Source organism: Kitasatospora sp. NPDC057518, from assembly GCF_042802075.1.
Classification (GTDB): domain Bacteria; phylum Actinomycetota; class Actinomycetes; order Streptomycetales; family Streptomycetaceae; genus Kitasatospora.
Genome location: NZ_JBHVEU010000204.1, coordinates 1 through 15,425 on the forward strand (window position 1 = coordinate 1; position 15,425 = coordinate 15,425).

The 15,425-nt window shown below is 74.9% G+C and carries 11 protein-coding genes; 10 read left to right on the top strand and 1 reads right to left on the bottom strand.

The features are described 5' to 3' along the window. The first annotated feature begins 61 nt into the window (after positions 1–61). The 7 genes from ACFU7Z_RS21350 (at position 62) to ACFU7Z_RS21380 (ending at position 10,719) form a co-directional block, all read left to right on the top strand. Complete coding sequence (locus ACFU7Z_RS21350; protein ID WP_380778902.1) at positions 62–550, top strand: hypothetical protein; 489 nt, start codon at positions 62–64, stop codon at positions 548–550. Then, positions 547–1,413 carry an NmrA family NAD(P)-binding protein gene (locus tag ACFU7Z_RS21355; RefSeq protein ID WP_380778904.1) on the top strand — a complete coding sequence of 289 codons (867 nt, stop codon included), beginning with the start codon at positions 547–549 and terminating at the stop codon, positions 1,411–1,413. The genes ACFU7Z_RS21350 and ACFU7Z_RS21355 overlap by 4 nt, the downstream gene beginning before the upstream one ends. A gap of 391 nt (positions 1,414–1,804) precedes the next feature. Then, positions 1,805–5,767 (top strand): Pls/PosA family non-ribosomal peptide synthetase, encoded by a 3,963-nt coding sequence (locus ACFU7Z_RS21360; protein ID WP_380778905.1) that lies wholly within the window; start codon positions 1,805–1,807, stop codon positions 5,765–5,767. Between the two features lie 47 nt (positions 5,768–5,814). Next, positions 5,815–7,140, top strand: coding sequence for a M1 family metallopeptidase (locus tag ACFU7Z_RS21365; protein WP_380778907.1), 1,326 nt, complete (start codon positions 5,815–5,817; stop codon positions 7,138–7,140). Positions 7,141–7,279: 139 nt separating this feature from the next. Beyond that, on the top strand, positions 7,280–8,659 hold the full coding sequence (locus tag ACFU7Z_RS21370) for a serine hydrolase domain-containing protein (RefSeq protein WP_380778909.1): 1,380 nt from the start codon (positions 7,280–7,282) through the stop codon (positions 8,657–8,659). 405 nt (positions 8,660–9,064) lie between these two features. Continuing rightward, a complete protein-coding gene (locus tag ACFU7Z_RS21375; RefSeq protein ID WP_380778911.1) occupies positions 9,065–9,901 on the top strand; it encodes a GNAT family N-acetyltransferase in 837 nt (278 codons plus the stop codon). Continuing rightward, positions 9,898–10,719, top strand: a complete 822-nt coding sequence (locus ACFU7Z_RS21380; RefSeq protein WP_117486526.1) for a 1-acyl-sn-glycerol-3-phosphate acyltransferase — start codon at positions 9,898–9,900, stop codon at positions 10,717–10,719. Before ACFU7Z_RS21375 ends, ACFU7Z_RS21380 begins: the two co-directional genes overlap by 4 nt. 76 nt (positions 10,720–10,795) lie before the next feature. Here ACFU7Z_RS21380 and ACFU7Z_RS21385 read toward each other — a convergent pair whose 3' ends face one another. Next, positions 10,796–12,361 (bottom strand): MFS transporter, encoded by a 1,566-nt coding sequence (locus ACFU7Z_RS21385; RefSeq protein WP_380778913.1) that lies wholly within the window; start codon positions 12,359–12,361, stop codon positions 10,796–10,798. 124 nt (positions 12,362–12,485) lie between these two features. Between ACFU7Z_RS21385 and ACFU7Z_RS21390 the strand changes: the two genes are divergently transcribed. The 3 genes from ACFU7Z_RS21390 (at position 12,486) to ACFU7Z_RS21400 (ending at position 15,348) form a co-directional block, all read left to right on the top strand. Further along, a complete protein-coding gene (locus ACFU7Z_RS21390; RefSeq protein WP_074003603.1) occupies positions 12,486–13,184 on the top strand; it encodes a TetR/AcrR family transcriptional regulator in 699 nt (232 codons plus the stop codon). 130 nt (positions 13,185–13,314) lie between these two features. Next, positions 13,315–14,277 carry a prolyl aminopeptidase gene (gene pip / locus ACFU7Z_RS21395; protein ID WP_380778915.1) on the top strand — a complete coding sequence of 321 codons (963 nt, stop codon included), beginning with the start codon at positions 13,315–13,317 and terminating at the stop codon, positions 14,275–14,277. Positions 14,278–14,349: 72 nt separating this feature from the next. Next, on the top strand, positions 14,350–15,348 hold the full coding sequence (locus ACFU7Z_RS21400) for a YdcF family protein (protein ID WP_049654556.1): 999 nt from the start codon (positions 14,350–14,352) through the stop codon (positions 15,346–15,348). Positions 15,349–15,425: the final 77 nt, after the last annotated feature.

Here is a 15,425-nt window from a genome sequence, read left to right on the forward strand (position 1 = left end):
GTTAGGTACCTAAGCACAAATACTTAGGTACCTAACTACCAACGAAAGGACATCCGCTCCGATGAGCAAGAAGGCCCCCGGCGCTCCCCCGCCCTTCGCCCTGTGGCGCGAGGTCCTGCTCGCCTACGCCATGCCCGCCGCCATGGCCGGGGCCGGCGGAGCCGTCACCGGCCAACCCCAGCTGGTGGCCGCCGCGCTCACCACCATCGGCGGCACCTCCGCCCTGGTGGCCGCCGCCCTCGGCGCCGCACTGCGCCGCCGCCCCGTCCGCACCCGGCCGGTCCGGACCCCGCGCGCCCTCGCGGCCGCCGCCCTCGGCCTGGCCGGAGCCGCGCTCGGCCTGGCCGTCGGCCTCGCCGCCGCCCACTGGCTGCCGCAGGTCCCCCGGCTGGCCGACAGCCCGTGGCCGCACCGGCTCCCCATCGACCTGCCGGTCTCCTCGGCGATCGCCGCCACCATCACCACTTGGCACTGGCGCGGCAGCCGCCCGGCCCGCACGGCACAGCACCGACTCCCCACCGCACCCCTCCCCGAAAGGCAGACGTCATGATCGTCATCATGGGCGCCGGTGGCGCCACCGGCGGCGCCACCCTCCGCAGCCTCGCCGCCCTCGGCGCACCGAGCCGCGCCCTCAGCCGCGAGCCCGCCCGGCTGGCCGCCGCACTCGACGAGCTCACCCTCGCCCGCACGGCCACCCTCCCGGCGGACGGCGCCGACCCGGCCTCCCTGCGCGCGGCCTTCCGCGGCGCGCACCAGCTCTTCCTCACCATGGCCAACGGCCCGCAGCAGGTCCGGTACGAGCTGAACGCGATCGAGGCGGCGGTCGACTGCGGCGTGGAGCACATCGTCAAGGTCTCCGCGCCCGCCGCCGAGCCGGACTCCCCCGTCGCCGTCTCCCGCGGCCACCACCTGATCGAGGAACGGCTGCGCTCCTCCGGCATCACCACCACCGTCCTGCGGCCGTACGCGTTCATGCAGAAGCTGCTGCTCCTGGCGCCCGGCATCGCCGCCGCCGGGATGGTGCACGGCGCGCTGGGACAGGCGCGCTGCAACTACGTGGACGCCCGGGACATCGGGGACGCGGCGGCCGAGGTGCTCACCCGCCCCGAGCTCGCCGGTGGCACCTACCCGCTCACCGGCGGGCGGGCCTACAGCTACCCGGAGCTCACCGCACTGCTGGGCGAGCTGCTCGGCCGGCCGGTCCGCTACCTCGACCTGGGCCCGTCCGAGCTGCACGCCCACCTGGTCGGGCGGGCCGGGATGCCGGACTGGCTGGCCACCCACGTGGTGGAGATCCAGCAGCTCGCGGTGGTCCGCAAGGAGACGCCGGACGACACCTTCCTCCGCCTCGCCGGACGCGCTCCGCGCACCCTGGAGGCCTTCCTCGGCGAGAACCTGCACCGGTTCCGCTGACCGCCGGGCCGTACGGCGGGCCGGGGCCGGACCGAGGGGACCGGAGCGCGAAACCCGGCCCGCCGACGGCCCGCCACCCGAAGGGAGCAGCATTCGCTGTGGTGTGGATCACGGTCGAAGAATCGACCTGACGGTCCGTCAATTCCACTGACACCTCGTCACATGGGTTCCAACGGGGCTCAGTTATTGACTGATGAAGCGTCAGATTCGGCCACTCCGGCGCCAGTTGGGCCGTGTGTCCGCTCCTGCCGGGTCGCCGCGCCGGGGCTACCATCGGTCGGGTTGTCCGCTCCGGCCCCGGAGTGGGGTCACCCGATCAGGCGGTGCTCCCACCGCCCCAGGGGCCGGGCATCGGTCGGAACGGGGCGAGGACGAGGAGCGCACGGCTGCCATGACAGCTGAACCGAGCCACCCGGAGCAGTACCCCACGCCACCGCAGGATCCGACGCCCCACGCCGAACCCGTCCAGGGGTCCACGCCCCACGCCGAGCCCGCCCAGGCGCCGGTGCCGCAGGCCGAGCCGGCCCTCGCCCTGTTCCCCGGCCGCCCGGCCGCCGCCCCGCGCACCCTGGTCGACGTGCTGGACGCCACCGTGTCCGCCCACCCCGACGAGCCCGCCCTGGACGACGGGCACACCGTGCTCAGCTACCGCGCGCTGGCCGCCGAGGTCGAGCAGCTGCGCCGCCGACTGGCCGCCGCCGGGATCGGCCCGGGCGACCGGGTCGGCGTGCGCGTGCCCTCCGGCACCAACGACCTGTACGTCTCGATCCTCGCGGTGCTCGCCGCCGGGGCCGCCTACGTCCCGGTGGACGCCGAGGACCCGGACGAGCGCGCCGAGCTGGTCTTCGGCGAGGCCGCCGTCGCCGCCGTGCTCGGCGCCGAACGCGGCCTGGCGACCACCGGCGAGCGCGCTCCCGCCCTGGAGCGCCGCCCCACCCCCGCCGACGACGCCTGGATCATCTTCACCTCCGGGTCGACCGGCAAGCCGAAGGGCGTGGCCGTCACCCACCACAACGCCGCCGCCTTCGTGGACGCCGAGGCCGCGCTCTTCCTCCAGGAGGAGCCGATCGGCCCCGGCGACCGGGTGATGGCCGGCCTCTCGGTGGCCTTCGACGCCTCCTGCGAGGAGATGTGGCTGGCCTGGCGGCACGGCGCCTGCCTGGTGCCGGTCCCCCGCTCCCAGGTGCGCAGCGGCGCCGACCTCGGCCCGTGGCTGGCCGAGCAGGAGATCACCGTGGTCTCCACCGTCCCGACCCTGGCCGCGCTGTGGCCGGCCGAGGCCCTCAACGAGGTGCGGCTGCTGATCTTCGGCGGCGAGGCCTGCCCGCCCGAGCTGGTGCAGCGCCTGGTCACCGAGGGCCGCGAGCTGTGGAACACCTACGGCCCCACCGAGGCCACCGTGGTCGCCTGCGCCGCCCTGCTGACCGGCGAGGGCCCGGTGCGGATCGGCCTTCCGCTGGACGGCTGGGACCTCGCCGTGGTGGACGAGGCCGGCCTGCCGGTCGCCCCCGGCGGCACCGGGCAGCTGGTGATCGGCGGGGTGGGCCTGGCCCGCTACCTCGACCCGGAGAAGGACGCCGAGAAGTACGCGCCGCTGCCCTCGCTGGGCTGGGAGCGCGCCTACCGCAGCGGCGACCTGGTCCAGGCGGACCCGGCCGGCCTGCTGTTCCTCGGCCGCACCGACGAGCAGATCAAGCTGGGCGGCCGCCGGATCGAGCTCGGCGAGGTCGACGCGGCCCTGCAGGCCCTGCCCGGCGTGGCGGGCGCGGCGGCCGCCGTCCGGACCGCGCGCGGCGGCAACCAGCTGCTGGTCGGCTACCTGGTGGTCCAGGACGGCTTCGACCGCGAGCAGGCCGTCGAGCGGCTGCGCGCCGAGCTGCCCGCCGCCCTCGTGCCGCTGCTGGCGACCGTCGAGGCCCTGCCCACCCGGACCTCCGGCAAGGTCGACCGGGCCGCCCTGCCCTGGCCGCTGCCCGAGCTGGAGAACGCGGGCCCCGGCGAGGAGCTGTACGGCACCGAGGCCTGGCTGGCCGAGCAGTGGTCGGAGATCCTCGGCGTGCGGGTCGGCGGCCCGCGCGACGACTTCTTCGCGATCGGCGGCGGCAGCCTGGCCGCCGCCCGGCTGACCACCCTGCTGCGCACCCGCTACCCGAGCGCGGCCGTGCTGGACATCTACCAGCACCCGACGCTGCGCAAGCTCGCCCGGCACCTGGAGCGCTCCGCCGGCGAGAGCGCCGAGGCCCGTACCGTCGCCCTGGTGCCGACCAGGGCCAAGCTGCTCCAGCTGCTCCTGCTGGTCCCGCTGTTCACCGTCGTCGGCCTGCGCTGGACGGTCGCCCTGCTGGCCGCCGGGAACCTGCTGACCCACCTCGGCGACTACCCGTGGGCGCCGACCGCCTCCTGGTGGTGGGTCGGCGCGGGCGCGCTCGCGCTGTACACCCCGGCGGGCCGGCTGGCCCTCGCGGCGGGCGGCGCCCGGCTCCTGCTGCGCGGCGTGCGCCCGGGCAGCCACCCGCGCGGCGGCTCCGTCCACCTGCGGCTGTGGACCGCCGAGCGGCTGGCCGAGCTGAGCGGCGCGGATTCGCTGTCCGGCGCCTGGCTGACGCGCTACGCCCGGGCGCTGGGCGCCAAGGTCGGGCCCGAGGTGGACCTGCACTCGCTGCCGCCGGTCACCGGGATGCTGAAGCTGGGCCGCGGCTGCGCGGTCGAGGCCGAGGTGGACCTGTGCGGCTACTGGCTGGACGGCGACCGGCTGCTGATCGGCCAGGTCAAGATCGGCTCCGGTGCCGTGGTCGGCACCCGGTCGACGCTGCTGCCCGGCGCCCGGGTCGGCAAGCGCGCCCAGGTGGCGGCCGGCTCCAGCGTCACCGGGCAGGTGCCGACCGGCCAGCGCTGGGGCGGCGCGCCCGCCGTCAAGCTGGGCCGCACCGAACGCGCCTGGCCCAAGGAGCGCCCCGCCCGCCGGGCCCGCTGGGCCTCGCTGTACGGCGCCAGCGGTGCCGTGCTCGGCCTGCTCCCGGCGCTGCCGGCGCTCGCCGCGCTGGCCGTGCTGTCCCGGTTCGTCGACCAGGGCACGGCGCTCGGCCCGGCGCTCGGCGGCGCGCTGCTCGGCCTGCTGCCCGCCACGCTGGCGTTCGGCGCGGTGTACGCAGCGCAGCTGGTGGTGCTGGTCCGGCTGCTGAGCACCGGCCTGGTGCCCGGAACGCACCCGCTGCACGGCCGGGTGGGCTGGCAGGCGTGGACCGTCACCCAGCTGATGGACCGGGCCCGCGAGGTGCTGTTCCCGCTCTACGCCGGGCTGGTCACGCCGCTGTGGCTGCGCACCCTCGGGATGCGGGTCGGCCGGGGCGCGGAGGTGTCCACGGTGCTGGCGCTGCCCAGCCTGACCACGGTCGGCGACGGCGCGTTCCTGGCCGACGACACCCTGATCGCCCCGTACGAACTCGGCGGCGGCTGGGTGCGGCTCGGCGAGGCGAAGGTCGGCGAGCGGGCGTTCCTCGGCAACTCGGGGATGACCGCGCCGGGCCGCTCGGTGCCCAAGCGCGGCCTGGTGGGCGTGCTGTCGGCGACACCGGCGAAGGCGAAGAAGGGCGGCTCGTACCTGGGCATGCCGCCGATGCGGCTGCCGCGCTCGGCGGACCTGGCCGACCAGAGCCTGACCTACGAGCCGCCGGCCCGGCTGCTGTGGGCGCGTGGCCTGGTCGAGGTGGCCCGGCTGGTGCCGGTGCTGGCCTCGGCGGCGCTGGGCCTGCTGACCGCGGCGGCGCTGTCCTGGCTGGCGGCCGGCTCGCCGCTGACCGCCGCGCTGCTGTCGGGCCTGGTGCTGCTGGCGGCCGGCGCGCTGGCCTGCCTGGTCTCGGCGGCCGCCAAGTGGCTGCTGGTCGGGCGGTTCCGGGCGGTGGAGCACCCGCTGTGGAGCGGCTTCGTGTGGCGCAACGAGCTGGCGGACACCTTCGTGGAGATGCTGGCGGTGCCGTGGCTGGTCGGCGCGGTGCCGGGCACCCCGGTGCTGAACCTGTGGCTGCGCTCGATCGGCGCGCACGTCGGGCACGGGGTCTGGTGCGAGAGCTACTGGCTGCCGGAGGCGGACCTGGTCACCCTCGGCGACGGGGTCACCATCAACCGGGGCTGCGTGGTGCAGACGCACCTCTTCCACGACCGGATCATGCGGATGGATACTGTGGTCCTCCGCGAGGGCGCCACCCTGGGCCCGGGCGGCATCGTGCTGCCCGGCAGCACGGTGGGCGCGCGCAGCACGCTGGGCCCGGCCTCGCTGGTGATGCGCGCCGAGTCCGTCCCCGCCGACACGCGGTGGCTGGGCAACCCGATCGAGGCGTGGCAGAGCACGCCGTGACCACCTCCCCGTCCCCCCGTCCCGGCCCGCAGGAAGCGCACGTCCCCGTGAAGCCCAAGCACGTCCCGGCGGCCGCCGGCGCCCCGGACCCGTACTTCCCGAACAGCGGCGACCACCGCTACCGGGTGCACCGCTACGAGCTGGCGCTGGACTACCGGCCCGGGCCCAACCGGCTGGCCGGCTCGGCCCGGCTGAGCGCGGTCGCGGACGCGGCGCTGGCCGAGTTCGCGCTCGACCTGGCCGAGTTCCGGATCGGCCGGGTGCTGGTCGACGGCAAGGCCGCCCGCTACACCCACCGCGGCGGAAAACTGCGGATCCGCCCCGCCAGGGCGCTCGCGCCGGGCGCGGCGTTCACCGTCGAGGTGCACTACGCGGGCAACCCGCGCCCGGTGCGCAGCCCGTGGGGCGGCCTGGGCTGGGAGGAGCTGACCGAGGGCGCGCTGGTGGCGAGCCAGCCGGTCGGCGCGCCGTCCTGGTTCCCGTGCAACGACCGCCCCGCCGACAAGGCGACCTACCAGCTGGCGGTCACCACGCCGTCCCCGTTCACGGTGGTGGCGAGCGGCCGGCTGCTGACCCGCACCACCCGGGCGTCCAGCACCACCTGGGTGTACGAGCAGAGCGCGCCGACCCCGACGTACCTGGTGACGGTGTCGATCGGGCACTACCGGCCGGTGCCGCTGGCGGTGCGCCCGGCGGTGCCGCAGACCGGCTACGTGCCGGAGCGGCTGGCCGCCGCCTTCGCCCGGGACTTCGCCCGGCAGCCGGAGATGGCGGCCTACTTCGGCGAGGTCTTCGGCCCGTACCCGTTCGGCGAGTACGCGGTGGTCGTCGCGGACGAGGAGCTGGACGTCCCGGTGGAGGCACAGGGCGTCGCCACCTTCGGCACCAACCACCTCGGCGGCGGCTGGGAACGCGAGCGGCTGATCGCCCACGAGCTGGCCCACCAGTGGTTCGGCAACAGCGTCACCATCGCCGACTGGCGGCACATCTGGCTCAACGAGGGCTTCGCCAAGTACGCGGAGTGGCTCTGGTCCGAGCACGCCGGCGGCCCGGGCGCGGCCGTGCACGCCGCCGCCGCGCACCGACTGCTGGCCGGACTTCCGCAGGACCTGACGCTCGGCGACCCGAGCCGCAGGCTGATGTTCGACGACCGGCTGTACCAGCGCGGCGGGCTGGTGGTGCACGCGCTGCGGCGGGCGCTCGGCGACGACGCGTTCTTCGCGATGCTGCGGGACTGGACGGGCGCCAACCGGCACGGCGTGGTCGCCACCGCCGACCTGCGCGCACACGCCGCCCGGTACACCGCCTCCCCGCTCGGCCCGCTCTTCGAGGCCTGGCTGGAACGGCCGGAACTGCCGCCGCTGCCGGGCTGATCCGGCGACCGGGCCCGGCCTGATCCGGTCACCGGGCCCGGGCGCGGGGTTATGGGGCCCGTGCGCGGGATTATTGGGTCGGCGTCGCGGCCGGGCTGGACTACTGTCCGTGCACATGTCGATGAGTCCAGAAGCCCACATGACCGACCTCCCCTCCGAGCTGCTGCCCGCCACCCGCCGAGCCCTGCTGCACCGGCTCGCCGTCGCCCAGGCCGAGGGGCGCACGCCCTCGATGGTCGCCGGGGTGCTGCGCGACGGGCGGCCGGTGTGGAGCGGCGCCCGCAGCATGGTCGACGGGCACGCGCCGACCCCGGACGTCCAGTACCGGATCGGCTCGCTCACCAAGACCTTCGTCGCCGTGCTGGTGATGCGGCTGCGCGACGAGGGCCTGCTCGACCTCGCCGACCCGCTCTCCCGCCACCTGCCCGGCACCCCCGCCGACGACGCGACCGTCGTCCAACTGCTCGCGCACTCCTCCGGCCTGACGGCCGAGACCCCCGGCCCGTGGTGGGAGCGGACCGAGGGCTCGCTGCGCCCCGGCCTCGACGACGTCCTGGAGGCCGACCGGCCGCTGAAGCACCCCGCCGGGCGGGTACACCACTACTCCAACCCCGGCTACGCGCTGCTCGGCGCCCTGGTCGCGAAGCTGCGCGGCGAGCCCTGGGGCGAGGTGCTGCGCCGCGAGGTGCTGGCCCCGCTCGGCATGGACCGCACCACGCTGCTGCCCGAGCACCCGCACGCCGGGGGCTTCGCCGTCCACCCCTGGGCCGACGTCATGCTGCCCGAGCCGCTCACCGACACCGGGCTGATGGCGCCGGCGGGCCAACTCTGGTCCACCATCGCCGACCTGGCCCGCTGGGCTGCCTTCCTGACGGCCGGCGACGACAAGGTGCTGTCCGCCGACACCGTCGCCGAGATGCGCCGCCCGGCCGTCGCCCCGGACGACGCCGAGTGGACCAGCGGCTACGGCCTCGGCCTGCAACTGCGCCGCGACGAGGGCCGGCTGCTGTACGGGCACACCGGCTCGATGCCCGGCTTCACCGCGGGCCTGTGGATCAGCGAGACCGACGGCCTGGCCGCGTACGCCCTCTCCAACGCCACCAGCGGTGCCAGCGCCGCGTCGCTGGCCGCCGAGTTGATCGCGCTCACCGCCGACCTGGAGCCCCGGCTGCCCGAACCGTGGCGCCCGCTCGCCGAGGTGGACGCGGAGCTGCTGGAGCTCACCGGTCCCTGGTACTGGGGCGCAGCGCCGGCCGCCCTGCGGCTGCGGCCCGGGCGGGTGCTGGAGCTCGCCCCGCTCACCGGCCGGGGCCGGGGCTCGCGCTTCCGGCCCGAGCCGGACGGCACCTGGACCGGTGTGGAGAACTACTACGCGGGCGAGACCCTGCGGGTGGTCCGCCACCCCGACGGCACGGTCAGCCACCTCGACGTCGGCTCCTTCGTCTACACCCGCGAGCCGTACGGCCCGGCCGGCGCCGTCCCGGGCGGGGTCGACCCGGAGGGCTGGCGGGCGTTCTGAGCGGCGCGCCGCTCTCGTCACGACAGCGGTACGTCGGATCGTCACGACGGCGACGTGACGCGAGCGGCGTGACGGCGCGATCGTGACGACAGCGGCGTGACAGCAGCCGCGTGACGACCGCGGGGTCGCGACAACGGGGGCGTGCGGTGCGGCCGTACGCCCCCGTGGTGCGTGTTGTCCACCCCCCGCGAACGAGCGCCCGGTGCCGGGCAGATGACCGCCGGGCCACGGGTGGTGCCATTCAACAGGTGCACATCTGCGGTCCTCCGGGCCGCAACATGAATGCCAACCGATTCGGAGAGAAACACGGGGACCGGTTCGCGTCCACGCCCAACCGCCTGCGGACCGGGACGGTGCCCTGGTGATCCACGGCACCGCCGATCGTGCTGCCCTGGAGGGTCCGCCATGACCACCGTCCCCACGTACGCTCCGTCCGCAGTCACCACCACCCACGACGCCCCGGCGGTCCCCGCGCCCCGCCCCCACCGGCCCGCCGCCCCGGCCTCGTACACCGTCTCCCTCGCCCGCGACGAGGACGACGTGCGCGCCGCCCAGCGGCTGCGCCACCAGGTCTTCGGCACCGAGCTGGGCGCCGAACTGCACAGCCCGGTCGCGGGCCTGGACGTCGACCCCTTCGACGAGTTCTGCGACCACCTGCTGGTCCGCGAGGGCGAGCAGGGCGCCGTCGTCGGCACCTACCGGCTGCTGCGCCCCGAGGCCGCGCGCCGGGCCGGACGGCTGTACTCCGACGGCGAGTTCGACCTCTCCGCGCTCGCGCCGGTCCGCCCCGGCCTGGTCGAGCTCGGGCGCTCCTGCATCCACCCGGACCACCGGGGCAACGGCGCCGTCATCAACCTGATGTGGGGCGGCATCGCGCGCTACATGGCCGACACCGGCAACACCTGGGTCGGCGGCTGCTGCTCGATCGAGCTGGCGGACGGCGGCGCCACCGCGGCCCGGGTCTGGGACACCGTCAGCGCCAAGCACCTGGCGCCCGAGGAGTACCGGGTCACCCCGCACCGTCCCTGGGACGCCACCGGGGTGGCGCGCGCCGAGCGGGGCGCGCTGCCGGCCCTGCTCCGCGGCTACCTGCGGCTCGGCGCCTGGGTCTGCGGCGCGCCCGCGTACGACCCGGACTTCGACTGCGCCGACCTGTACGTGCTGCTGTCGCTGGAGCGCACCGACCCGCGCTACCTGCGGCACTTCCTGTCCGGCGGACCCGCCTCGGGCGCCTCGTCGTGAGCGTCTGGCTGCCCACCGCGACCTGCCGGCCCGAGACCTGCCTGGCCGACGTCCCGCCGAGGGTCTCCCACCCCCGGCGGGCGCTGCGGCTGACGGCCTGTCTGGCGGCGGTGCTGGCCGGGGTCGTGCTCCTCCCGCCGGTCCGGCTGCTCCCGGACCGCGCCCGGAACCGGCTGGCCCGACTCTGGGCCCGGGTCGTGCTGCGCACCCTCGGGGTGACGGTCCACCTCGCCGGGCCCGACGGCTGGGGGCCCGGCGCGGACGGCGGGGTGCTGGTGGTGGCCAACCACGTGTCCTGGCTGGACATACCGCTGCTCGCCGCCGGGCGGCCGGGCCGGTCGCTGGCCAAGACCGAGGTCCGCCGGTGGCCGGTGCTCGGACCGCTGATCGCCTTGGGCGGCACCGTCTTCCTGGACCGCGACCGGCTGCGGACGCTGCCGGACACCGTCGCGACGGTGGCCGAGGTGCTGCGCTCCGGCCACCCGGTGATCGTCTTCCCGGAGGGGTCGACCTGGTGCGGGCGGGAGAGCGGCCGGTTCCGGCCCGCGCTGTTCCAGGCGGCGGTGGAGGCGGGTGCCGACGTCCAGCCGGTGACGATCCGCTACCGGCTGGCGGACGGACGGCCGACCAGCGTGCCCGCCTTCATCGGGGACGACGGGCTGCTCACCTCGCTCGCCCGGGTGGTCGCGGCCCGCGGGCTGGTCGCCGACGTGACCTTCCTGCCGCCGATACCTCCTCCCGGGCCCCGGCCCGGCCGGGCGGGCGCCCGGCGCGAACTGGCCCGCACGGCGCAGGCGGCGGTGGAAGGGATCCGCTGACCTCGCGCGACCTCCTGTGACCACGCGCAACCTCCCGCGACCTCCTGACAGCACGTCACCGGTCGGTCCCGGCGGCTCAGGCGACGCCCGCCCCGGCCAGGTCCTCCGGCCGCGGCTCTTCGGAGGCCGCCGGGGCGAGCGGGCGGGCCCGGCCGACCAGGACGGCGACCAGGACCGCGGTGACGGCGAGCGCGGCCGAGCCGCAGCGCAGCGCGAGGTGGATGCCGTCGACGAAGGCCCCGTCCACCGCCTGGCGCACCGGCTCGGGCAGTGCCCCGGCCGCGCCGCCACCGCCGTGGGCCGCACCGGTCGGCGCGTCCGCGATCGGGCCGACGGCCTCCGGCGGGACGCCGAGCCGGTGCAGGGCCGAGGTCAGCCCGTCGGTCATCCGGTTGGTCAGGACGGCGCCGAGCACCGCGATCCCGAGCACGCCGCCGAGTTCGCGCAGGGTGTTGACGGTCGCCGAGGCCATCCCGGTCTGCGCCGGGGCGACCCGCTGGAGCACCGCGACCGAGACCGGGGTGAAGGTCAGCCCCATGCCGAAGCCCATCGTGAACAGCGTCCACAGGTACTCCGGGTAGCGGGCGTGGTCGCCGTACAGCGACAGCCCGCCGAGACCGAGCGCGCACAGCGCGAGGCCCAGCACCATCGGCGGCCGGGGGCCGTACCGGGCGGCGAACCGGCCGGACAGCGGCCCGGCGACCACCAGCATCGCGGTCATCGCCAGCCCGGCGTACCCCGCGCCGGACGGGGACCAGCCGAGCACGCCCTGCATCATCAGCGGCAGGAAGAACAGCGCCCCGAACATCCCGAAGCTCACCATGAACCCGCTGAGCAGCGCACCGCTCAACGCGCCGTCCCGGAACAGCCGCAGCTCCAGCATCGGCTCGGCCAGGCGCAGTTCGAGCAGCAGGAAGGCGGCCAGCAGGACGACGGCGACAGCGCCGCAGCCGGTCACCCGGGGGTCGGTCCAGCCTCGCGTGGGGCCCTCGATCAAGGCGTAGACGAGCAGGCCGAGGCCCGCCGCCGAGAGCGCGAACCCGCCGAAGTCGATCCGCCGGGGGCGCGGCGGGATCTCCGGGAGGACCTTGGCGGCGAGCAGGACGCCGGCCACGCCGATCGGCACGTTGATCCAGAACACGCTGGCCCAGCCGAAGTGTTCGACCAGCGGGCCGCCGATCACCGGACCGATCGAGAGGCCGATCGCGGACACCCCGGACCACACGCCGATCGCCTTGGCCCGCTCGCGCTCGTCGGTGAACACGTGCCCCAGCAGGGTCAGACTGCCGGGGGTGAGCAGCGCGGCCCCGACCCCCTGGACCATCCGGCCCGCGACCAGCACGCCGATCGTTCCGGCGAGCGCGGCCACGGCGGAGCCGAGCGTGAACAGGCCGAGCCCCAGTACGAACATCCGGGTACGGCCGTGGCGGTCGCCCAGCGCGCCGCCGGTCAGGACGAGTGCCGCGTAGACCAGGCTGTAGCCCTCCGCGACCCACTGGAGACCGCTGATCCCGGGGTCCAGCTCCTGCCCGATGCGGGGCAGGGCGACATTGACGACGACGTTGTCCAGCATGGCCATGAACATGGCGATGCAGAGCGTGAGCAGCGCGAGCCGTTTGCGGCGGGCGCTCGACTTCTCCATGGGTTCCCTTCCAATCATGAGCCCCTAACAGTGTTAGGGGTCGGCGTGACAGCCACAGAGTGCACCTAACGGTGTTAGATTGCAAGCGGGAATCGACCGCACCACCGGAGGCGTCCGCACAGCCATGCCGCAGAACCACACCGACACACCCGGAACCGACGACGCGACACCCGCCCTGACCAGGGAGGCCCTCGCCCAGGCCGCACTGCGCGTCCTGGAACGGGACGGCCTGGCCGGGCTGTCCATGCGCAAGGTCGCCGCCGAGGTCGGCGTCAAGGCGGCCTCGCTGTACTGGCACGTCCGCAACAAGCAGGAACTCCTCGACCTGCTCACCGACGCGGTGATGGGCTCCGCCGAGCCCCCGCCGCGCGAGGGCGACTGGCGCGAACAGTTCCACGCGTACTGCTGGCGCTACCGCCGCCTGCTGCTCGGCACCCGGGACGCGGCCAAGGTCGTCGCCGGCCGGCTCGCCCCCGGACCCAACCTGCTCGGGCTCATGGAGGACCAGCTGGACCGGCTCCGCGCGGCCGGCTTCACCGACGCCGACGCCGCCATGGCCAGCTACCTGCTCGGCGCCTTCGTCCAGGGCTTCGTGCTCCAGGAGCAGTCGCCGATCTCGGCCTCCGAGGTCCTCGGCACCAGCCGCCGGGACATCGCCGACGCCGCCGGAGACCTGTTCCGCGCCCTGCCCGCCGAGACCTTCCCCAACCTGGTCGACCTCGCCGACGACCTCACCGAGCCGAACATGGACGCCCGCTTCGAGTTCGGCGTCCAGCGGATCCTCGACGGCCTCGCGGCCCTGCTGCCGCCGGAGCGGCGCTGAGCCCGGGGCCCGGGGCCGGTCCTCCCCGTCCCGGGCCTCCATCCACGCCGCCTCCTCGGGCCGGACCCCGGCCTCCGGCAACGGGTAGGCTCACCGGGCCCCCGCCCGTACGACCACGGAGGAGTCACCGATGCCCGAGCCGTACCCCCTCTACGAACCCTACGCACAAGGCCTGTTGGACGTCGGCGACGGTCAGCTGATCCACTGGAACGCCTCCGGCGACCCGGCCGGCAGGCCGGCCGTGGTGGTGCACGGCGGGCCCGGCTCCGGCCACAACCCGGGCACCCGGCGGTACTTCGACCCGGAGCGCTACCACCTCGTCCAGTTCGACCAGCGCGGCTGCGGGCTCAGCCGGCCGCACGCCGCCGACCCGTCGACCAGCCTGGAGCACAACACCACGGCGCACCTGATCGCCGACATGGAGCGGCTGCGCGAGCACCTCGGCATCGACAAGTGGCTGCTGTACGGCGGCTCGTGGGGCTCCACACTGATCCTCGCGTACGCGCAGGCCCACCCGGAACGGGTCTCCGCGATCGTGATCTGCGGGGTCACCATGACCCGCCCCGAGGAGACCGACTGGCTCTACCGGGGCGTGGGCCGCTTCCTGCCCGGGCCCTGGGAGGAGTTCCGGGACTTCCTTCCGCCCGCCGACCGGGACGGGGACACCGTCGAACTGCTCGCCGCCTACAGCCGGCTGCTCAACAGCGCCGACGAGTCCGTCCGCCGGGCCGCCGCCAACGCCTGGGCCACCTGGGAGGACGCGGTCATCTCCCACGAGTCGCTGGGCAAGCCGAACGCGTACACCGACCGCCCCTCCGAGGCGCTGATGGGCTTCACCCGGATCACCGCCCACTACTTCTCGCACCAGGCCTTCCTGCCGGACGGCCAACTGCTGCGCGACGCCGGACGGCTGGCCGGAATCCCCGGCGAGCTGATCCACGGCCGACTGGACCTCGGCGGACCGCTCGCCACCGCCTGGCAGCTGGCCAAGGCCTGGCCGGACGCACGGCTCACGGTCATCGACGAGTCCGGGCACACGGGGAGTCCGCGGATGCGGGAGGCAGTCCTGGCCGCGATCGAACGCTTCGCCTGAGCGCTCCGCAGCCCTGGGGTCGGGCCGTTCCGGCCAACGGCCCGGCCCTACGGCAACCGTAGAATACGGCGCATGATCGCCTATGCCCCAGCCGCCCTGTTCTTCGTCCTGTTCGGACTCGGGGTACTACGCGACCGTCGCCAGTTCAGCAACGCCATCCTGCTCGGCATCGCCGTCTCACTGCTCTCCCTCGCCGTGCTCGCCGAACTGCGCAGAGCCCCCACCCTGGTGGTGGAGATCGCGATGGTGGCGATCTTCCTCCTGCCGACCGTCGGAACGGTGGCCCTGATCTGGTTCCTCATCGCCAACGGCCTGACCATGATCCGCAAAGAGGGCAGACGGCCGGCCAACCTGCTCTCGCTGCTCGCCGGTCTGGGCATCGTCGCCGTCATCCTGATGCTGTTCGTGGCCCTCGCCCTCCGCTCGGCCCGACTGGGCATCGTGGTCGGCACCCTGCTCCTGGTGATCGGCTACGTCTCCTTCCTCTTCACCTGCTTCATCGGCTACGCCTTCCTCTACGGCCGCCACCGGCCCCGCCAGGACGTGGACTTCGTGGTCGTGCTCGGCTCCGGACTGATCGGCGGCGAGCGCGTCCCGCCGCTGCTCGCCAGCCGGCTGAACCGGGGCCGCGAGGTGTACGAGAAGCAGGCCGCCCGCGGCAACCCGCCGGTGCTCATCACCTCCGGCGGCCAGGGGCCGGACGAGAAGCTGCCGGAGTCCCATGCGATGGCCGACTACCTGGTCGAACACGGCTTCCCCGCCGAGCACATCGAACGGGAGGACCGCTCGCGCACCACCGAGGAGAACCTGCGGTTCAGCAAGGCCATCATGGAACAGGCCAAGCCCGACTACCGCTGTGTCGTGGTCACCAACAACTTCCACGCCTTCCGGGCCGCCCTGCTCGCCCGCGAGACCGGCGTCAACGGCCACGTCTTCGGCTCCCCCACCGCCCGCTACTACTGGCCGAGCGCGACCATCCGCGAGTTCGCCGCGATCTTCCTGTCCCACAAGCTGGTCAACTTCGGCATCTGCGGCCTCATCGCCCTCTGCGGCCTGCTCGGGGCACTCTGAGCGGCTCCTGCCGCTCTGACCTCTCCGGCTGCTCCGAGTGCCAGGTTCGGGCCCCGGTCGCCACAGCGGCCGGGGCC